Origin of the sequence: Paracoccus halophilus (assembly GCF_000763905.1) — a bacterium.
GTDB classification, from domain to species: Bacteria; Pseudomonadota; Alphaproteobacteria; order Rhodobacterales; family Rhodobacteraceae; genus Paracoccus; species Paracoccus halophilus.
This window is the reverse complement of record NZ_JRKN01000024.1, coordinates 20,453-43,300: the sequence shown is the minus strand read 5'-3', so window position 1 is coordinate 43,300 and position 22,848 is coordinate 20,453. Positions and strand designations below refer to the sequence as shown.

23 protein-coding genes are annotated in these 22,848 nt (G+C 66.5%); 20 read left to right on the top strand and 3 right to left on the bottom strand.

The genetic code is table 11. The annotated features are described in order from the left end of the window. The first annotated feature begins 20 nt into the window (after window positions 1–20). The 9 genes from IT41_RS14530 (at window position 21) to IT41_RS14490 (ending at window position 8,156) form a co-directional block, all read left to right on the top strand. A complete protein-coding gene (locus IT41_RS14530) occupies window positions 21–1,163 on the top strand; it encodes an aromatic ring-hydroxylating oxygenase subunit alpha (protein WP_036742703.1) in 1,143 nt (380 codons plus the stop codon). Window positions 1,164–1,200: 37 nt separating this feature from the next. Continuing rightward, a complete protein-coding gene (locus IT41_RS14525) occupies window positions 1,201–2,001 on the top strand; it encodes an SDR family NAD(P)-dependent oxidoreductase (RefSeq protein ID WP_036742721.1) in 801 nt (266 codons plus the stop codon). A gap of 18 nt (window positions 2,002–2,019) precedes the next feature. Further along, complete coding sequence (gene kce / locus IT41_RS14520) at window positions 2,020–2,952, top strand: 3,5-dioxohexanoate:acetyl-CoA acetone transferase (RefSeq protein WP_036742701.1); 933 nt, start codon at window positions 2,020–2,022, stop codon at window positions 2,950–2,952. A gap of 25 nt (window positions 2,953–2,977) precedes the next feature. Further along, the gene (locus IT41_RS14515; RefSeq protein ID WP_036742699.1) at window positions 2,978–4,396 is read left to right on the top strand and encodes an aminobutyraldehyde dehydrogenase; all 1,419 of its coding nucleotides are present in this window, start codon (window positions 2,978–2,980) and stop codon (window positions 4,394–4,396) included. Beyond that, window positions 4,396–5,154: an SDR family NAD(P)-dependent oxidoreductase gene (locus IT41_RS14510; RefSeq protein WP_036742697.1), complete on the top strand. Its 759-nt coding sequence runs from the start codon at window positions 4,396–4,398 to the stop codon at window positions 5,152–5,154. The genes IT41_RS14515 and IT41_RS14510 overlap by 1 nt, the downstream gene beginning before the upstream one ends. Window position 5,155: 1 nt before the next feature. Further along, entirely contained in the window at window positions 5,156–6,094 is a 939-nt protein-coding gene (locus tag IT41_RS14505; RefSeq protein WP_036742696.1) for a 3-hydroxyacyl-CoA dehydrogenase NAD-binding domain-containing protein, read from the top strand. Window positions 6,095–6,156: 62 nt separating this feature from the next. Then, a complete protein-coding gene (locus tag IT41_RS14500; protein ID WP_036742694.1) occupies window positions 6,157–6,480 on the top strand; it encodes a 2Fe-2S iron-sulfur cluster-binding protein in 324 nt (107 codons plus the stop codon). Beyond that, the gene (locus tag IT41_RS14495; RefSeq protein WP_052081619.1) at window positions 6,477–6,989 is read left to right on the top strand and encodes a thioesterase family protein; all 513 of its coding nucleotides are present in this window, start codon (window positions 6,477–6,479) and stop codon (window positions 6,987–6,989) included. The genes IT41_RS14500 and IT41_RS14495 overlap by 4 nt, the downstream gene beginning before the upstream one ends. An 81-nt stretch (window positions 6,990–7,070) precedes the next feature. Then, window positions 7,071–8,156, top strand: coding sequence for an ABC transporter substrate-binding protein (locus IT41_RS14490; protein ID WP_052081621.1), 1,086 nt, complete (start codon window positions 7,071–7,073; stop codon window positions 8,154–8,156). A gap of 40 nt (window positions 8,157–8,196) precedes the next feature. On the opposite strand, the gene IT41_RS14485 is transcribed toward IT41_RS14490, so the two are convergent. Both IT41_RS14485 and IT41_RS14480 read right to left on the bottom strand, forming a co-directional pair. Next, window positions 8,197–9,654 carry an amidase gene (locus tag IT41_RS14485; RefSeq protein ID WP_036742693.1) on the bottom strand — a complete coding sequence of 486 codons (1,458 nt, stop codon included), beginning with the start codon at window positions 9,652–9,654 and terminating at the stop codon, window positions 8,197–8,199. An 88-nt stretch (window positions 9,655–9,742) separates the two neighbouring features. Then, entirely contained in the window at window positions 9,743–10,525 is a 783-nt protein-coding gene (locus tag IT41_RS14480; protein ID WP_036742691.1) for an FCD domain-containing protein, read from the bottom strand. Between the two features lie 152 nt (window positions 10,526–10,677). Between IT41_RS14480 and IT41_RS14475 the strand changes: the two genes are divergently transcribed. From IT41_RS14475 to glcF, 3 genes are read left to right on the top strand one after another with little or no spacing between them, the layout of a single operon-like run. Continuing rightward, entirely contained in the window at window positions 10,678–12,123 is a 1,446-nt protein-coding gene (locus IT41_RS14475; protein WP_197056005.1) for an FAD-linked oxidase C-terminal domain-containing protein, read from the top strand. Continuing rightward, complete coding sequence (locus tag IT41_RS14470) at window positions 12,120–13,247, top strand: FAD-binding protein (protein WP_036742688.1); 1,128 nt, start codon at window positions 12,120–12,122, stop codon at window positions 13,245–13,247. The genes IT41_RS14475 and IT41_RS14470 overlap by 4 nt, the downstream gene beginning before the upstream one ends. Window position 13,248: 1 nt before the next feature. Beyond that, a complete protein-coding gene (glcF, locus tag IT41_RS14465; RefSeq protein ID WP_036742686.1) occupies window positions 13,249–14,541 on the top strand; it encodes a glycolate oxidase subunit GlcF in 1,293 nt (430 codons plus the stop codon). Window positions 14,542–14,696: 155 nt separating this feature from the next. Here the strand turns inward: glcF and epmA are convergent, their stop codons facing one another. After that, window positions 14,697–15,755, bottom strand: coding sequence for an EF-P lysine aminoacylase EpmA (gene epmA, locus IT41_RS14460; RefSeq protein WP_036742684.1), 1,059 nt, complete (start codon window positions 15,753–15,755; stop codon window positions 14,697–14,699). Window positions 15,756–15,877: 122 nt separating this feature from the next. On the opposite strand from epmA, the gene efp reads away from it, so the two are divergent. The 8 genes from efp (at window position 15,878) to IT41_RS14420 (ending at window position 22,836) form a co-directional block, all read left to right on the top strand. Further along, entirely contained in the window at window positions 15,878–16,444 is a 567-nt protein-coding gene (gene efp / locus IT41_RS14455; protein ID WP_036742683.1) for an elongation factor P, read from the top strand. Between the two features lie 206 nt (window positions 16,445–16,650). Beyond that, window positions 16,651–18,210, top strand: a complete 1,560-nt coding sequence (gene glpD / locus IT41_RS14450) for a glycerol-3-phosphate dehydrogenase (RefSeq protein WP_036742681.1) — start codon at window positions 16,651–16,653, stop codon at window positions 18,208–18,210. 76 nt (window positions 18,211–18,286) lie between these two features. Then, complete coding sequence (locus IT41_RS14445; protein ID WP_052081594.1) at window positions 18,287–19,324, top strand: ABC transporter ATP-binding protein; 1,038 nt, start codon at window positions 18,287–18,289, stop codon at window positions 19,322–19,324. A gap of 11 nt (window positions 19,325–19,335) precedes the next feature. Beyond that, window positions 19,336–20,421 carry an ABC transporter ATP-binding protein gene (locus IT41_RS14440; RefSeq protein WP_036742678.1) on the top strand — a complete coding sequence of 362 codons (1,086 nt, stop codon included), beginning with the start codon at window positions 19,336–19,338 and terminating at the stop codon, window positions 20,419–20,421. Further along, entirely contained in the window at window positions 20,421–21,308 is an 888-nt protein-coding gene (locus IT41_RS14435) for a carbohydrate ABC transporter permease (RefSeq protein WP_036742676.1), read from the top strand. Before IT41_RS14440 ends, IT41_RS14435 begins: the two co-directional genes overlap by 1 nt. Further along, complete coding sequence (locus tag IT41_RS14430) at window positions 21,308–22,111, top strand: carbohydrate ABC transporter permease (protein WP_036742675.1); 804 nt, start codon at window positions 21,308–21,310, stop codon at window positions 22,109–22,111. Before IT41_RS14435 ends, IT41_RS14430 begins: the two co-directional genes overlap by 1 nt. A 2-nt stretch (window positions 22,112–22,113) precedes the next feature. Continuing rightward, on the top strand, window positions 22,114–22,398 hold the full coding sequence (locus IT41_RS14425) for a hypothetical protein (RefSeq protein WP_036742673.1): 285 nt from the start codon (window positions 22,114–22,116) through the stop codon (window positions 22,396–22,398). Window positions 22,399–22,554: 156 nt separating this feature from the next. Beyond that, window positions 22,555–22,836, top strand: coding sequence for a DUF2160 domain-containing protein (locus IT41_RS14420; protein ID WP_036742715.1), 282 nt, complete (start codon window positions 22,555–22,557; stop codon window positions 22,834–22,836). Window positions 22,837–22,848: the final 12 nt, after the last annotated feature.

Genomic DNA, 22,848 nt, shown 5'->3' with positions numbered 1-22,848 from the left:
TTCCAGCAAAGGATCGTCCCATGACGGAGCTTCCCAACAAAGCCGAATTCGACGCCATCCCCCGCGGCTTCGACCCCAATCCCTCGCGCACGATGTCGCTCAACGCCGATGCCTATACCGGGCAAAGCTGGTATAACGCCGATCTGCGGGCGATTTTCGCGCGCACCTGGCAATGGGTCTGCCATGTCGAAAAGCTGCGCAATCCCGGCGATTACATCGCGGTCACCGTCGCCGGCTATCCGATCGCCGTGGTGCGCGACCGCGAAGGCACGCTGCGCGCCTTCTACAATGTCTGCAAGCATCGCGCCCATCACCTGCTGGAGGGCACGGGCAACACCACCCGGATCATGTGCCCCTATCACGCCTGGACCTACAAGCTGGATGGCCAGCTGGTCCGCGCGCCCCATACCGAGACGCTGGAGAACTTCAATACCAAGGATATCTGCCTCGATCAGGTCCAGGTCGAAGAGTTCTGCGGTTTCGTCTATGTGAACCTGGACCCGGGCGCGGAATCGCTGTCGAAACAATCCGGCGATCTGGAAACCGAGATCCGGCACTGGGCGCCCGATATCGAACAGCTGACCTTTGGCCACCGGCTGACCTATGACATCCGGTCGAACTGGAAGAACGTCATCGACAACTTCCTGGAATGCTATCACTGCCCGACCGCGCACAAGGATTTCTGCACGCTGGTCGACATGGACACCTACAAGGTGACGACCCATGGCATCTATTCCAGCCATATGGCCGAGGCGGGCAAGACCGCGAACAGCGCCTATGACACCTCGAACGCCAAGGTCAAGACGCATGCCGTCTGGTGGCTGTGGCCCAATACCTGCCTGATGCGCTATCCGGGCCGGTCCTCGATGATCGTGCTGAACGTCATTCCCGCCGGTCCCGACCGGACGCTGGAAACCTATGACTTCTACCTCGAGACACCCGAGGCGGATGCGACCGAGCTCGAGGCGATCCGCTATATCAACGAGGTGTTGCAGCCCGAGGATATCGGCCTGGTGGAAAGCGTGCAGCGCGGCATGAGCACGCCCGCCTTTACCCAGGGCCGCATCGTCAACGATCCCGAGGGGTCGGGCCAGTCCGAACATGCGTTGCACCATTTCCACGGGCTGGTGCTGGACGCCTATGCGCAGGCTGCAAGGGCATGAGGCCGCGCATCCGCGCCGCCGGCACGGAATGCCGGGAATGACCGGAATGCTGCAGGGCAGGGTTGCCCTTGTCACCGGCGGGCGCGGCGGTATCGGCCGCGCCATCTGCGCGCGCTTTCTGCACGAGGGCGCGACGGTCTATGCCGCCGATCTCAGCGATCACGGCAGCATGGAGGCCGGCGCCGGCGATGCCGGCCGGTTCATCCGGATGGATGTGACTTCCGAGGCCGAGATCCGGGCGGCGATGGAAACCGTCGCCGGTGACAGCGGCAGGCTGGACATTCTGGTCAATGCCGCCGGGATCGAGCTTGAACACACGATCGAGCACACCAGCCTGGATGACTGGAACCGCATTTTCGCGATCAATGTCACCGGCACATTTCTGGCCGCGAAACACGCCCTGCCGCTGCTGCGCAAGGCCAGCGCGGGCGGCAGCACCGCCTCGATCATCAATTTCGGCTCTTATGACGGGTTCATCGCCGATCCGGGCCTTGCCGCCTATTGCGCGACCAAGGGCGCGGTCCATGCGCTGACCCGCGCCATGGCCTGCGATCACGGCCCCGAGGGGATCCGCGTCAACGCGATCTGCCCGGGCTATGTCGACACGCCGATGCTGCGCGGCTTCTTTTCCGGCGCCGGATCGGGCGCCGGCGGCGGGACGCTGGGCGATGTTCTCGACAAGGTACGCGAGGTTCATCCGACGCGCAGTTGCGGCACGCCCGAAGATGTCGCAAATCTGGTGAACTGGCTGGCTTCGGACGAGGCGCGCTATGCCTCGGGCCAGCTCTGGGTGCTGGATGGCGGCCTGACGGCGCAGGTCCAGCAGATGAAATTCTAGCCAAGCAAGGGACGAAACATGTCCAGATCCGTCATCATCACCTGCGCGCCGACCGGCGGCATCCATACGCCCACCATGTCGCCGCATCTGCCGATCACGCCGGCCGAGATCGCCACCGCCAGCATCGAGGCCGCCGAGGCCGGCGCCGCGATCATCCATCTGCATGCGCGCGATCCCGAAACCGGCAAGCCCGATCCCCGGCCCGAGACGTTCCAGCAGTTCCTGCCGGTCATCAAGCAATCGACCGATGCGGTGATCAACGTCTCGACCGGCGGCGGGCTTGGCATGACCATGGACGAGCGGCTGCTGGCCGCGACCACGGCCAGCCCGGAAATGGCCAGCCTGAACATGGGCTCGATGAATTTCGCGATCTTTCCGCTGCTGTCCAAATACAAGGAATGGAAGCATGACTGGGAGCCGCAATTCCTGGAAATGACGCGGGATTTCATCTTTCCGAACACCTTCGCGACCATCGAATACGCGCTCAAGACGCTGGGCCAGGGGCATGGCACGAAATTCGAATTCGAATGCTACGATCTGAGCCATCTCTACAACGTCAAATGGTTCATAGATCAGGGCCTGATCAAGCCGCCCTTCTTCATCCAGATGGTGTTCGGCATTCTGGGCGGCGTCGGTGCGGATCTGGAAAACCTCATGCATATGCACAAGGTTGCGGATCGCCTGTTCGGCCCGGAAAACTATGAATGGTCGGTGCTGGCCGCCGGCCGCAACCAGATGCCTTTTGCCACGCAAAGCGCGCTTCTGGGCGGCAATCTGCGCGTCGGGCTGGAGGACAGCCTGTTCATCGGCAAGGGCGAGCTCGCCACCTCGAACGCGCAGCAGGTGCGGCGCATCCGCGAGATCGTCGAGAGCCTGGGCCTGACCGTCGCCACCCCCGCCGAGGCGCGCGAAAGGCTGGGCCTCAAGGGTGGCGACATGGTGAAATTCTGACCGGACCAAAAGGGGGGAGGCGGCGATGCCGAGCAGATTGTTGATCAATGGCGAACTGGTGCAGGGCGATGGCGAGGCGCTGCCGGTCATCGACCCTGCAACGGGCGAGGAAATCGCCGCCATCCCCGAGGCCAGCGCCGAACAGGTCGCGGCGGCGACGCGCGCGGCCGCCGAGGCCTTTGACGGTTTCGGGCAGAGCACGCCGGCGGAACGCGCCGCGCTGCTGCTGGCGATTGCCGATACCATCGAGGCGAATGCCGAGGAACTGGCGGGGCTGGAAAGCCGCGATGTCGGCAAGCCCTGGCCCTCGGCGCTGCATGACGAGATGCCGCTGACCATCGACGTGTTCCGCTTTTTCGCCGGGGCGGCGCGGACCATGCAGGGCTCGGCCGCCGGGGAATATGTCGCGGGGCATACCAGCATGATCCGCCGCGACCCGATCGGCCCGGTCGCGGCCATCGCGCCCTGGAACTATCCGCTGATGATGGCCTCGTGGAAGCTGGCCGCGCCGCTCGCGGCGGGCTGCCCGGTGGTCCTGAAGCCCTCGGAGGTGACGCCGCTGGCGACGCTGCGGCTTGCCGAACTGCTGAACGACATCCTGCCCAAAGGGGTGCTGAACGTGCTGCACGGGCGCGGGCCTTCGGTCGGGCAGCGGATGCTGGACGCGCCCGAGATCGAGGCGATCTCGATCACCGGATCGCCGGCGACCGGCCAGGCGGCGATGCGGGCCGCCGCGGAACAGTTGCGCCATGTGCATCTGGAACTGGGCGGCAAGGCGCCGGTGATCGTCTGCGAGGATGCCGATATCGCGGCGCTGGTCGAAACCATCCGGGGCGGCGCGTTCTTCAACGCCGGGCAGGACTGCGCCCAGCCCTGCCGGATCGTGGTCCATGACAGCATCTATGACCGCGTCACCGCCGATCTGGCCAGCGCGGTGGACAGCATCCGCATCGGCCGGCCGCGCGATGAGGGGGTCGAGATGGGGCCCGTCGTCTCGGCCGCGCAGCGTGACCGCGTGGCCGGTTTCGTGGACCGCGCCCGCGCCGGCTGCGAGGTGCTGACCGGCGGCGCCGCGCCCGACCAGGCCGGCTTTTTCTATCGCCCGACGGTGGTCGCCAATGTCGCCGACGATGCCGAGATCGCGCGTAACGAGATATTCGGCCCGGTGGTCAGCGTCTCGCGGTTTTCCGACCATGATGCGGTGATCCGGGCGGTGAATACCGGGCGCTATGGCCTTGCATCCTCGGTCTGGACGCGGGATGCGGGCCGCGCGATGGCGATGGCCAGCCGGCTGCGCTATGGCTTTACCTGGGTGAACACGCATGGCGTCGCCACCCCGGAAATGCCCTGGGCCGCGATGAAGGGCTCGGGCACGGGCTGCGACATGTCGGTCTATGCGCTGGATGCCTATACCGCCGTGCGTCACGTCATGGTGGCGCATTGATGACCGCGCTGGCGGGAAAGGCCGCGATTGTCACCGGCGGCGGCCGCGGCATCGGCCGCGCCGTCACCGAGGCGCTGCGCGCGGCCGGGGCCGATCTGACGATTTGCGGCCGCGGCGCCCGGCCCGAGGATCTGCCTGCGGAGATCCTGTGGGTGCAGGGCGATGTTTCGCGCGCCGATGATGCCGCGCGGATCTGTGCAGAGGCCCGGGCGGAATTCGGCCCGGTCTCGATCCTGGTCAACAATGCCGGCATCCAGATCGAGAAGACCGTGACCGAGACGACGGATGACGACTGGGACCGGCTGATCGGCGCGAATTGCCGGGGCGTGTTCAACATGTGCCGCGCCTTCATCCCGCAGGTGCCGGAAACCGGCGGCAGCATCGTCAATCTGGGCTCGGTCTCGGGCGAGGTCGCGGACCCCTCGATGGCGATCTACAATGCCTCCAAGGGCTTCGTCCATGCGCTGACGCGATCCATCGCGGTGGATCATGGCCCCCGGATCCGCTGCAATGCGGTCCGCCCCGGCTGGATCATGACCGATATGGCCGAGGCGGGCTTCGCCCTGGCCCATGATCCCGAAAGGGCAAGGGCGGATGCGATCGCGCGCCACCCGGCGGGACGCCTTGGCGCGCCGCAGGACGTGGCCGGGGCGATCCTCTGGCTGGTTTCCGACGCGGCCGGCTTCGTGACCGGCCAATCCTTTACCATAGATGGCGGGCTGACCAGTGCCTCGCCACTGCAACCAAGGCTGTTCTGACATGACCAAATACCAGAAAACCGCTGTTCTGGGCGCCGGGGTGATCGGCGCGAGCTGGGCCGCATTGTTCCTGGCCTCGGGCCGGGACGTGGCGGTGTTCGACCCCTCGGCCGATGCCGAAAGAACCGTGCGCGACTATATCGACCGGGCCTGGCCGACGATGATCGAGCTGGGCCTTGCCACCCATGACCGCCGCGGCGCGCTGAGCTTTCACGGCGCCGCCGCCGAAGCCGTCGCGGGCGCCGAATTCGTGCAGGAAAGCGTGCCCGAGCGGATCGCGATCAAACATGCGCTTTATGCCGAGATCGAGCCCGCGCTGGCCGATGGCGCCATCGTCGCCTCATCCGCATCCGGGCTGACGCTGTCCGAGATGCAGGCCGGCTGGACGGACCCGCACCAGTTCGTCCTGGGCCACCCGTTCAACCCGCCGCATCTGATCCCGCTGGTCGAGGTGATGGGCAACGAGCAGACGGCGGAACAGGCGGTCACCGGGGCCGAGGAATTCTACCGGCTGACCGGCAAGGTCACCATCCGCGTCCGTCGCGAGGTGCCGGGCCATGTCGCGAACCGGCTGCAGGCGGCGCTGTGGCGCGAGGCGATCCATCTGGTCAAGACCGGCGTCGCCTCGGTCGAGGATGTCGATACCGCCGTCTGGGCCGGGCCGGGCCTGCGTTGGGCGGCGATGGGGCCGACGATGCTGTTCCATCTGGGCGCGGGCGAGGGCGGGCTTGCGGCCTTCTGCGAAAGATATTCGGACAGTTTCAACCGCTGGTGGGACGATCTGGGCGTGCTGCATCTTGATCCGGCGCTGTCCTCGGACCTGATCGAGGGTGTCGAGCGCGAATCCCGCGCGAAATCGCAGGCCGAGCTTGCCAGCCAGCGCGACGCGCTGATCACCGCCATGCAAAAGGCGACCGCGCCGCTGCGCAACGGCGCCTGACCGCCAGAACCTTGCCGCGCCCGGCAGAAGCAGGGGCGCCAGACAGCGACAGGAAGAACGCGATGGTCATGATCACCTATATCGGGCACGACGGCACCGTGCATGAAATCGACGTCAAGCCCGGCCTGACCGTGATGGAGGGGGCGCGCGACAACGGCGTTCCGGGCATCGAGGCGGATTGCGGCGGCGCCTGCGCCTGCTCGACCTGCCATGTCTATGTCGATGCGGCATGGATCTCCCGCCTGCCGGACAAGGCCGGGATGGAAGAGGACATGCTGGAATTCGCCTGGGCCCCGGACCCCGACCGTTCGCGCCTGACCTGCCAGATCAGGGTCACGCAAGAGATGGACGGGCTGGTCGTCACCCTGCCCGAGCGGCAGGCATGACGCAAAACGCAGATCGCAGCACCGGCGCGCTGCCGGTGACGGCCGAAAGGCAGGTTCCGCCCGATTGGGCCGATGCCAACGGGCATATGAACGAAGCCCATTATCTGGTCGTCGCGGCCGGGGCGACCGATCGCTTTCTGGAGCTGATCGGCGCGGGTGCGGATTACCTGCGCTCGGGCCGCAGCTTCTTCACCGTCGAGACGCATATCCGCTATCTGGCCGAGGTCCTTGCCGGCGACCGGCTGACCGTCACCACGCAGGTCCTGCGTGGCGAAGGCCGCAAGCTGCATCTTTTCCATCGCCTGCATCGCGGCGACGGCATGCTGGCGGCGACGGTCGAGACGCTGCTGCTGCATACCGATCTGGATACCCGCCGCTCAAGCCCGCCGGACGCAAGGATCGCAGAGGCGATCGGCCGGTTCGCCGCGACGCATTCGGGCCAGCCGGCCGAGGGCGCCGGCCGCTTCGTCGGAGAGAAGCCCTCGCGCCCGGGACCGTCCGCGCCGTGAGGCGGCGCCCGGCCGCGATGCGGCCACAGGATCACGTCAGTGCCGCGCCGGTCGCGCGGCCCGTCAAAGGAGGAGGAAAACATGAACCCTGTCATCAGGACAAGCTGCCTGTCCCTGTTGCTTGGCCTGCCGGCCACGGCGGCAATTGCCCAGGAAATCAACGTGGTCAGCTGGGGCGGCGCGATCGAGGCCAGCCAGGTCAAGGCCTATAACGAGCCCTTTACGGCGGCGACGGGCATCGGCGTCAAGGCGATCGCGGCGGACGATCCCGCCTCGCCGCTGAAAACCCAGATCGAGGCGCAGAATGTCACCAGCGATGTTTTCGACGTCGCCATGTCCGACGCGATCCGGCTGTGCGACGAAGGCGCGCTGGTGGAAATAGATCCCGCCGACCTGCCCGACGGCGCCGATGGCACGCCCGCGGCCGATGATTTCCTTGACGGCGCGCTGTGGGAATGTGCGGTGGGCAATATCGTCGCGGGCACGGTCATCAGCTTCAACCGGGACAGCTTTCCCGATGGCGCGCCCTCGACCGTCGCCGATTTCTTCGACACCGAGACCTATCCCGGCAAGCGGTCGCTGGCGAAATCGGTCAAGCGGACGCTTTATCTGGGCCTGATCGCGGATGGCGTCCCCGCCGCCGAGGTCTATGACCAGCTTGCCACGCCCGAAGGGGTGGACCGCGCATTCGCCATGCTGGACACGATCAAGGACGATGTGGTCTGGTGGGAGGCCGGCGCGCAGCCGCCGCAGCTGCTGGCCGATGGCGAAGTGACCATGACGACGGCATATAACGGCCGCATCTTCGACGCGATGATCAACGAGGGCAAGCCCTTCGACATCATCTGGGACGGCCAGTTCCTGGAGCTTAACGCCTTTGTCATTCCAAAGGACGCGCCGAACCCGCAAGCGGCGATGGAATATGTGAAATTCGCCAGTTCCACCGAGGCCCTGGCCGGTCAGGCGCGCTATATCAGCTATGGTCCCGCGCGGAAATCCTCGACCGCGTTGCTGGGCCTTTACCAGGACGACAAGACCGAGATCGCCCCCTATCTGCCCACCGCGCCCGAGCATCTGGAAAACGCGGTGATGGACGATCCCGAGTTCTGGGCCGACCACGATGCCGAATTGACCGAACGCTTCAACAACTGGCTGGCATCGGACTGATCCGGGGCAGGGGGCCCGACGCCGGCGCCGCGCGCACCGCTCAGGTCAGGGGCGGTTCGCGTGCGGTAAAGGGCTGCGCCAGATCATAGGCGTGGCCCAGTTCCAGCAGGCGGCGATCCTGCCGGGCCGGGCCGAGGATCTGCAGGCCGATCGGCAGCCCGCCGGGGCCGAAGCCCGCCGGCACCGCCAGCGCCGGCACCCCGGCCAGCGTGGCGGGGATGACGACCTCCATCCAGCGATGATAGCTGTCCATGGTGCGGCCGGCGATCTCGGCCGGCCAGTGCAGCGATGCGTCAAAGGGAAAGATCTGCGCGCTCGGCAGGATCAGGAAATCATAGCGCCGGAACAGGTCGAGCATGGCCTGATACCAGGCCGAGCGGGTCGTCGAGGCGGCGAATATCTGCGTGCCGGTCAGGGCGCGGCCGGTCTCGATCTCCCAGATCGCCTCGGGCTTCAGCAGGTCGCGCGCCTGCGGGTCGTCGTAAAGCGCGCCCATGCCGCCCGCGACCATGAAGCTGCGCAGCGCGACCCAGGCCTGCCACAGCAGTTCCATGTTGAAATCGCTGCGCGCCGGTTCGATTTCGCAGCCCAGATCGGTCAGGATCGCCAGCGCCTTTTCGCAGGTCTCCAGCACGCCCGGTTCGGTCGGCAGATGGCCCTGCAGATCGCCCAGCCAGCCGATGCGCGTGCCCCGCATCTCGCCTGCCAGCGGCGCGGCGAATTCGGTGCCGTCCCCGGCCAGGGACAGCGGCGCGCGCGGATCATGGCCTGCATGCGTGGCCAGCAGCATGGACAGATCGGCGATATTGCGCGCCATCGGCCCTTCGGTGGCGAGCTGGCTGAAGAACAGCTCGGGCGCCGGGGCCATCGGCACCAGCCCGGCGGTCGGGCGCAGGCCGTAGACATTGTTCCAGCCCGCCGGATTGCGCAGCGATCCCATCATGTCGCTGCCATCGGCGACCGGCAGCATGCGCAGCGCCAGCGCCACCGCCGTGCCGCCGGAACTGCCGCCGGCGCTGAGCCGCTGGTCCCAGGCGTTCAGCGTGGTGCCGAACAGGCTGTTGAACGTATGCGAGCCAAGGCCGAATTCCGGCGTGTTGGTCTTGCCGATCAGGATGGCACCGGCGGCGCGGCTGCGCTCGACCAGGACCGAATCGCTGGGCGGCAGGAAGTCGCGCAAGCCGCGATAGCCCTTGGTGCTGGGAATGTCGCGGGTCGCGGTCAGATCCTTGGGCGCCTGCGGAATGCCGTGCAGCCAGCCGCGCGGCCGGCCGGCGGCCAGTTCGGCATCGGCCTGTGCCGCCTCGGCCATCAGCGCATCGCGCGGACGCATCGAGATCAGCGCATTGACCCGCGGGTTCAGCGCCTCGATCCGGTCGAGATAGGCGGTCATCACCTCGGTGCAGGACAGGTCGCGGTCGTGGATCGCCCGGCTGAGTTCCAGGGCCGACAGCGCGGTGATCGAAGAGGCGTCGGGGGAGGGTGCGGTGCTGCTCATGTCGCCAGACTAGCAGGTCCATTGGCAATGTCTTGGGGAAATTGGCGGGGCCGAAGCGGGGCGGGTGCGGCAGGATGGGGCAGGGCGTTCAGCTGCCGCGCGGGGCCTGCAGCCCGCCGCCGCTGACGCGGCGCAGGGACTGGCCCAGCTTGGCCTCGGATTCGCGGATCTCGCGCGAGGCGCGGCGGATATAGGACAGGTGCTCATGCGCGGCATCCCGCGCCGCTTGCGGGTCGCGCGCCAGAATCGCCTCGGCGATGGCGCGGTGCTGGTCGCGCAGCAATTCGCGGATGGCGGGAATGGTGAACATGCGGCCGCGGTTCTGGATCACGTCGCTGCGCAGGATCCCCGACAGCGCCCGCATGATCTGCAACAGGACCAGATTGTGGCTGGCCTCGTAGATCGCCAGATGCAGGGCGGCGTCGGCCTCGGCCTCTTCGGCGGCATCGGCCTTGGCATGCGCCGCCTCGATGGCGGCCAGGCAGCCGGCGATCATCCGGCGGTCGATTTCATTGGCGCGGGTGGCGGCCAGCGCGGCGGCCTGGCTTTCCACCACGTCGCGGAACTCGAGGTAGTCGTCGTCCACCTCGGGCGATTGCGCCAGCAGCGCGATCAGCGGATCCGAGATCGCCGCCGCGCCCAGGGCCGCCACGCGGGTGCCGCGCCCGCGTTCGGCCAGGATCAGCCCGCGCTCCTCAAGCAGTTTCAGCGCGTCCCGCAGCGTCGGGCGCGAGACGTTCAGCCGGCTGGCCAGTTCGCGCTCGGCCAGCAGGTATTCCTCGGGGCGCAGGGCGCCCTCAAGGATCAGTTTCTCGATATGGCGGGCGACGGTTTCGGCGGCGCGCCCGGGTTTGGCTGAGGTCTCGGTCATGGTCCGTTTCGCGGCGTTCTCATGCCATCATTGGCCAAGTTCGCGTGTCGCGCAACCGTTCCGGTCACCGGAAAAGGCCGGTTGACATGAGTGGTCAATTTATTTTACCAAACCGCATCGCCAGGGACGAGGAGAGGAACCCCGTGTCCAGCATCGCCATGCCCGAACCCGATCCGCGCGTGCTTGCCCGCGCGGCCGAGATCACCGCCGCGCTGCGCGCCGTGCTGCCCGATGACGCGGTGATTTCGGACCTTGAGGAAACCCGCGCCTATGAATGCGACGCGCTGACCGCCTATCGCTGCCCGCCCCTGGCGGTGGTGCTGCCACGCACGACGGCCGAGGTCGCGGCCGCCATGCGCATCTGCCACGATCTGCGCGTGCCGGTGGTGCCGCGCGGGGCGGGGACTTCGCTGGCCGGTGGTGCGCTGCCGACCGCCGATTGCGTGGTGATCGGCACCATGCGCCTGCGCGACGTGCTGGAGATCGACACCCGGAACCGCTTTATCCGCGTGCAGACCGGCGTCACCAACCTGTCGGTCAGCGCCGAGCTGGAGCCGCACGGGTTTTTCTATGCGCCCGATCCGTCCTCGCAACTGGCCTGCACGATCGCGGGCAATATCGCGATGAATTCGGGCGGCGCGCATTGCCTGAAATACGGCGTCACGACGAATAACCTGCTGGGCGCGACCGTGGTGCTGACCACCGGCGAGGTGATTGAGCTGGGCGGGCCGGAAATGGCGCCGATGGGGCTGGACCTGATGGGCCTGCTTTGCGGCTCCGAGGGGCAGCTGGGCATCGTGACCGAAGCCACGCTGAAGATCCTGCCCCGGCCCGAGGGCGCGCGCCCGGTGCTGATCGGTTTCGACGATGCCGAGGTGGCCGGCGAATGCGTGGCCCGCATCATCCGCTCGGGCGTCTTGCCGGTCGCCATCGAATATATGGACGAGCCCTGCCTGCGCGCGGTCGAGGCATTCGCCAATGCCGGCTATCCGAAATGCGCCGCCGTCCTGATCGTCGAGGTCGAGGGCGCGCCCGAGGAAATCGCCTTTCAGATCGCCAGGGTGCGCGAGATCGCGGATGCGCTGAACCCGGTCGAGTTCCGCGAAAGCCGCAATGCAGACGATGCCGCCGCAATCTGGAAGGGGCGCAAGTCTGCCTTTGGCGCCATGGGCCGGCTGGGCGATTACATCTGTCTGGACGGCACCGTGCCGGTCGGGCAACTGCCCTATACGCTGAAGATGATCGGCGAGCTGTCGCGCCAGCACGGGCTCGAGGTCGCCAATGTCTTTCACGCCGGCGACGGCAATATGCATCCGCTGATCCTCTTCAACGCCAACAAGCCCGGCGATCTGGAGCGGGCCGAGGCCTTTGGCGCCGATATCCTGCGGCTTTGCGTGCGCGTCGGCGGCTGCCTGACCGGCGAACATGGCGTCGGCATCGAAAAGCGCGACCTGATGGGCGATCAATACGACCCCGCCGATCTGGCCGTGCAGATGGAGGTCAAGGACGTCTTCGATCCGCGCTGGCTTCTGAACCCGGCCAAGGTGTTTCCGCTGCCCGCCAGCCAGCCCTATCGCGAAAGGGCCGCCGCGGAATGAGCGCCGATATATCGACCGCATTCGCCCCCTCGGACGAGGGCGAACTGGCCGCGCTGATCGTCGAGCGGTTCCGGGCGCGCGCGCCCTTGCGCATCATCGGCGGCGGCACGCGGGTCCAGACCGGGCATCTGCCGGGCGCGGCGCTGGCTACCTCGCGGCTTGCGGGCGTGGTCACCTATGAGCCGGGCGAGATGACGCTGATCGTGCGTCCCGGCACGACGATGGATGAGATCCAGCCCATGCTGGCCGCCGAGGGGCAGGCGCTCGCCTTTGAGCCGCCCGATATGCGCGGGCTTCTGGGCGGGAACGGCGCGCCCACCATCGGCGGCGTGGTGGCGGCCAATGCCAGCGGACCGCGCCGGCTGCTGGCCGGGGCCTGCCGCGACCATCTGCTAGGCATCCGCTTCGTGGACGGGCAGGGGCGCATCCTGAAAAACGGCGGCCGGGTGATGAAGAACGTCACCGGGCTGGACCTGAGCAAGCTGTTTTGCGGCGCGCATGGCACGCTGGGCGTGCTGACCGAAATGGTGCTCAAGACCCTGCCGGCCATGCCCGAACGCGCCACGCTGGCCCTGCCCGGCCTGACGGCGGCCGAGGCGGTCGCGGTGTTTTCGGCCGCGCTGGCCACCCCGTTCGAGGTCTCGGGCGCGGCCTATCGCGACGGCACCGCATGGCTGCGGATCGAGGGGCTGGGGCCGCAACTGGCCTATCGCCGGGACAGGCTGCTGGCGCTGCTCGGGGATCGCCGGGCCGAGGTGCTGGAGGCCGGGGCGACCGTCGATCTGTGGCAAGGGCTGCGCGATGTGGCGCATTTCGCCGGTGCCGAGACGCCGCTGTGGCGGCTGCTGGTCAAGCCGACTGATGCCCCGGCCGCGGTCCGGGCGCTTGAGGCTTTGGGGGGTGCATGTTCGCTGGACTGGGGCGGCGGGCTGATCTGGTATTGCGGGCCGGCCCTGCCCGATGCCGTGCGCCGGATCGCGCCCCATGCCACGCTGGTCCGGCGCGGCGGGTTGCAGGGGCCGGCCTTCCCGCCGCAGGCCGCGACGATTGCCGCGCTCTCGGCTGGGCTGCGGCGCAGTTTCGATCCGGCCGGCATCCTGAACCCGGGCCTGATGGAGGGCTGAGATGCAGACGAATTTCACCCCCGCGCAGCTTGCCGATCCCGGCACCGCCCGCGCCAATGAAATCCTGCGCTCCTGCGTGCATTGCGGCTTTTGCACCGCGACCTGCCCGACCTACAAGGTGCTGGGGGACGAACTGGACAGCCCGCGCGGGCGCATCTACCTGATCAAGGACATGCTGGAAAACAGCAAGGTGCCGGATGCAAAGACCGTGCAGCATATCGACCGCTGCCTGTCCTGTCTGTCCTGCATGACCACCTGTCCCTCGGGCGTGCATTACATGCATCTGGTCGATCACGCGCGGGAATATATCGAAAAGACCTATCGCCGCCCATTGGGCGAGCGTGCCTTGCGCTGGCTGCTGGCGCGCATCCTGCCCTATCCGGGGCGGTTCCGGCTGGCGCTGGCGGGCGCGAAGCTGGCGCGGCCCTTTCGCCGGCTGCTGCCGGATGCGCGGCTGCGGGCGATGCTGGACATGGCGCCGAAGCACATCCCGCCGCCCAGCCTGAACGACCGGCCGCAGGTTTTTCCGGCCGAAGGTGCGCGCCGCAAGCGTGTCGCGCTGCTGATCGGCTGCGCGCAGCGGGCGCTGAACACCGATATCAATGACGCCACCATTCGTCTGCTGCGCCGCCATGGCTGCGAGGTGGTGATCCCCAGGGGCGTCGGCTGCTGCGGTGCGCTGACCCATCACATGGGCAAGACCGGCGAAAGCCATGCCATGGCCGCCGCCAATATCCGCGCCCTGATGGCCGAGATCGCGGGCGACGGGCTGGATGCGGTGGTCATCAACACCTCGGGCTGCGGCACCACGGTCAAGGATTACGGCCATATGTTCAAGGGCGATGCGCTGGCCGGGGATGCGGCGCGTGTGGCGGGGCTCGCGCGCGACATCACCGAGGTCATGGCCGATCTGGGGCTGGCCGACGCCACTCATGCCCCGCCGCTGCGCGTGGGCTATCATGCGGCCTGTTCGCTGCAGCACGGCCAGCAGATCCGGTCCGCGCCCAAGGAATTGCTGGCGGCGGCCGGCTTTACCGTGCTGGAGCCGAAGGACAGCCATATCTGCTGCGGCTCGGCCGGGACCTATAACCTGATGCAGCCCGGGATTTCGGCCGAACTCAAGCGCCTCAAGGTCGAGACATTGGAGGCCCTGACGCCCGAGGTGATCAGCGCCGGCAATATCGGCTGCATGATGCAGATCGGCTCGGGGACCGGCGTGCCGGTCGTCCATACCGCCGAATTGCTGGACTGGGCGACCGGCGGGCCAAGGCCAAGGGCGCTGTCGGGGGCTTAAAGCGTTTCGGGTTAAGGTGATACATTTCCGCTCTGCCCGCCTGTCGCGTCAGCGGCAGGCACGCGTCCGCCCGCCCCACGGCGGGCGCGTTCCGCGCCCACCCGGGCAGACGCTTACCGCTGAGCACCAACGACGCAACCTCAACCCGAAACACGTCAGGTTCCGGCAACCTGTTCCGCCACGGGCACCCAGATCACCTCGTCGATGCGGGGCGCGCCGGTGGCCAGCATGACCAGCCGGTCGAACCCCAATGCGCAGCCCGAGGCCGGGGGCATCTGCGCCAGAGCGGCCAGAAAATCCTCGTCCAGCGGATAGCGCTCGCCATAGATGCGGGCCTTTTCCTCCATCTCCAGCAGGAAGCGGCGGCGTTGTTCGGCGGGGTCGGTCAGCTCGCCAAAGCCGTTGGCCAGTTCTACCCCGCAGGCGTAAAGCTCGAACCGCTCGGCCTCGCGCGGGTCGGCGGCGGGACGCGCCAGCGCCGCCTCGGCCGCAGGATAGCGGTCCAGGATCAGCGGCCGGCCATGGCCCAGATGCGGCTCGACCTTTTCGACCAGGACGCGGGACAGGATATCCGACCAGCTGTCATCCCCGCCCGTGCGGATGCCGGCGGCTTCGGCCTGCGCGCGCAGGGCAGGGGCGTCGGTGTCAGCGCCCGAACAGGTGGCCAGCAGGTCGATGCCGGCGAATTCGCGGAACGCCTCGGCCACGGTGACCAGTTCGGGCGTGGCGAAAGGGTCGCATTCGGCGCCGCGAAACCGCAGGGCTTCGGCCCCCGCCGCCTCGGCGGCAAGGCGCAGGAAATGCGCGCAATCCTCGAACAGCGCGCGGTAATCCGCGCCCGCGCGATACCATTCCAGCATGGTGAATTCGGGGTGATGCAGCGGCCCGCGTTCGCGGTTGCGCCAGACATGGCTCAGCGAAAAGATGCGCTCCTCGCCCGTGGCCAGCAGCTTTTTCATCGCGAATTCGGGGCTGGTATGCAGATACATCGCATGCGGCGCGCCGTCATTGCCGATCATCCGGGTCGCGAAGCCGTGCAGATGCGCCTCATTCCCCGGGCTGACGGCCAGCGCGGCGGGGTCGATTTCCAGAAAGCCCTGCGTCCCCAGCCAGTCGCGGATCGCGGCCTGCATCCGGTTGCGGGCCAGAAGCAGGGGCCGGCGCCCGGCATGGCGGTCGCGGTCCCACCACGGGCTGGCGGTCGGGGTTTTCATCGCGGGGCCTCCCTATGCTTGCCGCTGGCATCGCTGCGTGAAACACGTTATGGGAACGCATCTTTGCCGGCCCTTCGCATAGCCGGCCCCCCGGTATTTGGAAAGCAGGCAAGGGAAAAACCTTGAAAGTCATCGCCTCAAGCCTTCGCAAAGGCAATGTCGTCGAAATCGACGGCCGTCTTCATGTCGTTCTGACCGCGACCAATTTTCACCCCGGCAAGGGGACGCCGACGACGCAGGTCGATATGCGCCGCATCTCGGACGGAACCAAGATCTCCGAGCGCTGGAAGACCACCGATCAGGTCGAGCGCGCCCATGTGGACGAACGCGAATACGATTTCCTCTATGAGGATGGCGAAGGCTTCCACTTCATGGAGCCGGAAAGCTATGAGCAGGTGACCGTCGCGCCCGATGTGGTGGGCGATGACAAGGTGTTTCTGGAAGATGGCGTCCGTGTCTTCCTGCAGATCCACAACGAAGTCGCCATCGCCATCGAGCTGCCGCAAAAGGTGACCGTCGAGGTGGTCGAGACCGAGCCGGTGGTCAAGGGCCAGACGGCCTCCTCGAGCTACAAGCCGGCGCAGGCGCATAACGGCGTGCGGATCATGGTGCCGCCGCATATCGGCGTGGGCACCAAGGTGGTGATCAACACCGCCGACCTGACCTATGTGGAACGCGCCAAGGGCTGAGCGCGGGCCAACGCACAGGACCGGATCGAACGGGCGGCACCGCAGGCGCGGCGCCGCCCTTTTGCTTTGCGCTGATGGTTTCTGCGGACGCGAAAATATTCGCTTTTATATTTCTTGGCGAGAAAACGAAAATACATGCTTGACCGGCGCGCATTCCGCAGGGCATCCTGCCCGACGGGGAACAGAGTCGCGCAAAGGGGAATGGCGTGTCAGCGTCGGAACGGCCGGTGGTCGATCTTTTCATCATCGGCGGTGGCATCAATGGCTGCGGCATTGCCCGCGACGCGGCCGGGCGCGGCCTGTCGGTGACGCTGGCCGAGATGGGCGATCTGGCGCAGGGAACCTCATCGGCCTCGACCAAGCTGTTTCATGGCGGGCTGCGCTATCTGGAATATTTCGAGTTCCGCCTGGTGCGCGAGGCGCTGAAAGAGCGCGAGACCCTGCTGGCCGCCATGCCGCATATCTCCTGGCCGATGCGTTTCGTGCTGCCCTATTCGCCGGATATGCGCTTCGAAAGCGACACCCCGACCTCGCGCCTGCTGGGCCTTGTCATGCCCTGGATGAAGGGGCGGCGGCCGGCCTGGCTGATCCGGCTGGGGCTGTTTCTTTACGACAATCTGGGCGGGCGCAGGATCCTGCCCGGCACGAAAAGGCTGGATCTGGCGCGCGATCCGCTGGCCGCGCCGCTGAAGCCGGGCTTTCGGCTGGGCTGGGAATATTCCGATTGCTGGGTGCAGGATTCGCGGCTGGTGGTGCTGAATGCCCGCGATGCCGCGGCGCGCGGCGCCACCATCCTGACCCGCACCCGCGTCACCCATGCCGAGCGGGCCGGCGATCTGTGGCAGGTCACCACCGAGGGGCCGGACGGTCCGCAGAGCCACCGCGCCCGCGCGCTGGTCAATGCCGGCGGGCCATGGGTCGAGGATGTGATCCGCAATGTCGCGCATATCCAGTCCGCCGAAGGCGTGCGGCTGGTGCGCGGCAGCCATATCGTCGTGCCCCGGCTTTACGATCACGACCGCTGCTACTTCTTTCAGGGGACCGATGGCCGGATCATATTCGCCATTCCCTATGAACAGGATTTCACCCTGATCGGCACCACCGACATGGACCATCAGGGCGCGCCGGGCGCGGCGCGCTGCTCGGACGAGGAACGCGACTATCTCTGCGCCTTTGCCAGCCGGTATTTCGCGCAGCCCGTGACGCCCGATCAGGTGGTCTGGACCTATTCCGGGGTGCGGCCGCTTTACAATGACGGGGCGAAATCGGCGACGGCGGCGACGCGCGACTATGTGCTGAGCCTGGACGACCGGGGGCCGCCGCTTCTGAACGTCTTTGGCGGCAAGATCACCACCTATCGGCGGCTGGCGGAAAGCGCGATGGCCAGGCTGGCGCGGTTTTTCCCGCAATGCGGCGGCGACTGGACGGCGGGCGTGGCGCTGCCCGGCGGCGATTTTCCGGTGGACGGGGTCGCGGCGCTGATCGCGCGCCTGCAGGCGGATTATCCGTTCCTGTCGCCCCGGCTTTCGCGGCGGCTGGTGCGGACCTACGGGACCGATGCCCATGCCCTGCTCGCAGGGGCGAAAGGCATGGCCGATCTGGGCCGCGACTTCGGGGCAGGCTTGACCGGGACCGAGGTCAGATGGCTGATGGACAGGGAATATGCCCGCAGCGCCGAGGATATCCTCTGGCGGCGGACGAAGCTGGGGCTTCACATGGACGAGGAACAGGCCCGCGAACTCGATCGGTTCGTAAAGGGGCAATAGGCCGCGGGACGGGCGGCCAAGAAGGGGGGAAGGCGTGCTGGAATTGCAGGGCGTGTCGCGGTCGGCCGGCGGTCGGATGCATATTCATCCGACCGATCTGACCCTGCGCAAGGGGACGATGAACGTGCTGCTGGGCCCGACGCTGTCGGGCAAGACCAGCCTGATGCGGCTGATGGCGGGGCTCGACCAGCCCTCGGCCGGGCGGGTGGTCTGGGACGGGCAGGACGTGACCGGCATGCGCGTGCAGGATCGCGGCGTGGCCATGGTCTATCAGCAGTTCATCAACTATCCCGGCCTCACGGTTTACGAAAACATCGCCTCGCCCCTGCGCATCATGGGCCGGCCGGCGAACGAGATCGACCGCAAGGTGCGCGAGACCGCCGAGATGATGCGCCTGACCCCGATGCTGCCGCGCAAGCCGCTGGAGCTGTCGGGCGGCCAGCAGCAGCGCTGCGCGCTGGCGCGGGCGCTGGTCAAGGGCGCGGGCCTCGTGCTGCTGGACGAGCCGCTGGCCAATCTGGATTACAAGCTGCGCGAGGAATTGCGGGTGGAAATCCCCCGCATCTTCGAGGCCTCGGGCGCGATCTTCGTCTATGCCACCACCGAACCCGAAGAGGCGCTGCTGCTGGGCGGTCATACCGCGACATTATGGGAGGGGCGCGTGACCCAGTTCGGCCCGACGCCGCAGGTCTATCGCCAGCCGGTCGATGCCACCACGGCGCGGGTATTCTCGGACCCGCCGATGAATTTCATGGCGGCAAGAAAGCAGGGCGGCCAGATCACCCTGGGGGATCAGACGATTCCGGTCGCGGGTTTCGCGGCGCTGCCGGATGGCGCCTACCGGGCCGGCTTTCGCGCCAATCACCTGCATCTTGAGCGGCATGGCGACCATGCGCTCGGGTTCCGCTGCAAGCTGGTGGTGACCGAGATCACCGGCTCCGAGACCTTCATCCATGCCGATCACGGCCCCGACCGCTGGGTCGGCCTGGTCGAGGGCGTCCATGATCTGGCGCGGCGGCAGGAGCTGACCCTCTGGCTGGACCCGGCCCATGTCTATCTGTTCGACGATGCCGGACGGCTGGCCGCGCCCGCAGCCTATGCCGTCGCGGCCTGAGGGGGGGGATCATGGCACAGATCACGCTGCGAAACCTTGCCCACAGCTATTACCCGAACCCGCAAACGGATCGGGATTACGCGCTCAAGGAAATGGATCATGTCTGGCAGGATGGCGGCGCCTATGCGCTTCTGGGGTCCTCGGGCTGCGGCAAGACCACGCTTTTGAACATCATTTCCGGTTTGCTGAAACCCAGCCACGGCCGGGTGCTGTTCGGCGATACCGATGTCACCGAACAGCCGACGGCGGCGCGCAATATCGCACAGGTGTTCCAGTTCCCGGTCGTCTACGACACCATGTCGGTGCGCGACAATCTGGCATTTCCGCTGCGCAACCGCGGCATGGATGCGGCCTATATCAAGGCCCGCGTCGATCAGATCGCCGCCATGATCGGGATGGAGGACATGCTGGCGCGCAAGGCGCAGGGCCTGACCGCCGACGCCAAGCAGAAGATCAGCCTGGGCCGCGGCATGGTGCGCGAGGATGTGAACGCGATCCTGTTCGACGAGCCGCTGACCGTCATCGACCCGCATATGAAATGGGAGCTTCGCACGCAGCTGAAACGCCTGCATCGCGAATTCGGCCATACGATGATCTATGTCACCCATGACCAGACCGAGGCGCTGACCTTTGCCGACCGGGTGGTCGTCATGTATGAGGGCCGCGTCGTGCAGATGGGCACGCCCGAGGAACTGTTCGAAAAGCCCGGCCATACCTTTGTCGGCTATTTCATCGGCTCGCCCGGCATGAATTTCCTGCCCGCGCAGGTGCAGGGCCGCCGCGCCCTGCTGGCCGGCGGCGCGGCGGTGGAACTGGGCGGCGATTACGGCGCGGTGTCGGGTCAGGTGCAGATCGGCATCCGCCCCGAACACGCGACGCTGGTCGCCGATGGCGGGCTGCCCTTTGACGTCACCCGCGTCGAGGATGTCGGCCGCCACCGGCTGGTGCGCGGCTCCGTGCTGGGCCAGCCGCTGAATGTCGTCATCCCCGAGGGCATGGCGATCGACGGCCTGCCGCGCGTGGCCTTCGCCCCCGACCGGGTCAATGTCTATGCCGATGACTGGCGCGTCGCACCCGCTGCAGAGGAGGCCGCCTGATGGAAAAGACCTGGAACAACAAGGCCTGGTTTCTGGTCCTGCCGGTGCTGGTCGTGGTCGCCTTTTCGGCGGTGATCCCGCTGATGACGGTGGTGAATTACGCGTTCAACGACACTTTCGGCAACAACCAGTTCTTCTGGGCGGGCCTTGAATGGTTCGACGAGATGGTCCATTCCGAGCGCCTGCACGAGGCGCTTGGCCGGCAGGTGCTGTTTTCCGCCATCATCCTGGCGATCGAGGTGCCCTTGGGCATTTTCGTTGCGCTGAACATGCCGAAAAAGGGCTTCTGGTCCAGCCTCGTTCTGGTGCTGATGGCGCTGCCGCTTCTTATTCCGTTCAACGTGGTGGGCACGATCTGGCAGATCTTTGGCCGCGTCGATATCGGCCTGCTGGGCGGTGCCCTGGCCGCCTTGGGGGTCGACTATAACTATACCAGCGATCCGCTGGACGCCTGGGTCACGGTGATCGTGATGGATGTCTGGCACTGGACCAGCCTTGTCGCGCTGCTGTGCTATGCCGGGCTGCAATCCATCCCGCAGGCCTATTATCAGGCCGCCCGCATCGACCAGGCCAGCCGCTGGGCCGTATTCCGCCATATCGAACTGCCCAAGATGAAGGGCGTGCTGCTGATCGCGGTGCTCTTGCGCTTCATGGACAGTTTCATGATCTATACCGAGCCATTCGTGGTGACCGGCGGGGGGCCCGGCAATTCGACCACCTTCCTGTCCATCGATCTGGTCAAGATGGCGGTGGGGCAGTTCGACCTTGGCCCGGCCGCGGCCTTCAGCCTGATGTATTTCGTCGTGATCATGCTGGTCAGCTGGGTGTTCTACACGGTGATGAGCAATATGGACCGCGCCGGCTCCGACATCCCGGAGGAGCTGTGATGCGCATGAAATCCTCGGCCATCGTGATGGTGCTATATCTGCTGTTCCTGATGTTGCCGATCTACTGGCTGGTGAACATGAGCCTCAAGACCAATGCCGAGATCACCGGCACGTTCAGCCTGTTCCCGCGCAACCTGACCTTTGCCAATTACCGCACCATCCTGACCGATCCCAGCTGGTACATGGGTTACGTCAACTCGATCATCTATGTGGTGCTGAACACGGTCATCTCGATCACCGTGGCGCTGCCGGCGGCCTATGCGTTTTCGCGCTATAACTTCATGGGCGACAAGCATCTGTTCTTCTGGCTGCTGACCAACCGCATGGCGCCGCCGGCGGTGTTCGCGCTGCCGTTCTTTCAGCTTTATTCCTCGGTCGGGCTGTTCGATACGCATATCGCGGTGGCGCTGGCGCATTGCCTGTTCAACGTGCCGCTGGCGGTCTGGATCCTGGAAGGCTTCATGCGCGGCGTGCCGCGCGAAATCGACGAGACCGCCTATATCGACGGCTATTCCTTTCCGCGCTTCTTCGTGCGGATCTTCATGCCGCTGATCGCGAGCGGCATCGGCGTGGCGGCATTCTTCTGCTTCATGTTCTCATGGGTGGAACTGCTGCTGTCGCGCACCCTGACCAGCGTCAATGCCAAGCCCATCGCCGCCACCATGACCCGCACGGTTTCCGCCAGCGGCATGGATTGGGGCGTGCTGGCGGCGGCGGGGGTGCTGACCATCGTGCCGGGCGCCTTGGTCATCTGGTTTGTCCGTAACTACATCGCAAAAGGTTTTGCTCTGGGGAGAGTGTGAAAATGGCACGTAAGGATTTTGAGGAAATAGCGGATCATTTGGCTGACGTGATAGAGGCGATCCGCGCTAAGCCGCTGAATGAAGAGTTCGGGGCTGAGTCTCTTCTATCCGAGAGCGCTTGGGCTGCTCTTGGCGACAAGCACGGCGCTTTTGGCTGGCAACTTCGGGAGTTGCTGCGCGTGTTTTCTGCCGTGCAGCATACCGGAGAGCCGGGCGAAGGGCGGTACAAGGTAATCGAAGCCATACCTGATCGTTCGCCCTTCGACGGCGGACCAGGAAGAAGATGAGGCAGCACTGAGATGGGTATGAGCGCAGCCCCCACCCGCCGCACCAGCTGGCTCGCGATCTACGCCGCCGCCGCCCTGATCCTTGGCGCCGCGCTCGGCTTTCTGATCTGGGCCACGCCGGTGACCGAAGAGGGCGCCCGCGACTGGACCGCGCCGATGATCGCCCGCGGCTGGATGGCCTGGACATTCCCGGTGGCGCTGTTCTTCTGGGTGATCGCCAGCCTGCTCACGCTGTTCACCATCCTCGCCATCCGGTTTCCGGAAACCCCGCGCATGGGCATCCTGCGGATCGAGACGACGCGCGGCGACCGGCTGTTCATCTCGCTGCTGGGTTCGGCCTTCATCTGCCTGGGCTGGCTGTTCTTTGCCGGTCCCCCGCTCTGGTGGGGGCTCGCGCTTTGCCTTGTCTATGCCGCGGCGGTGTTCCGCTGGGTCTGACCGGGTTCGACC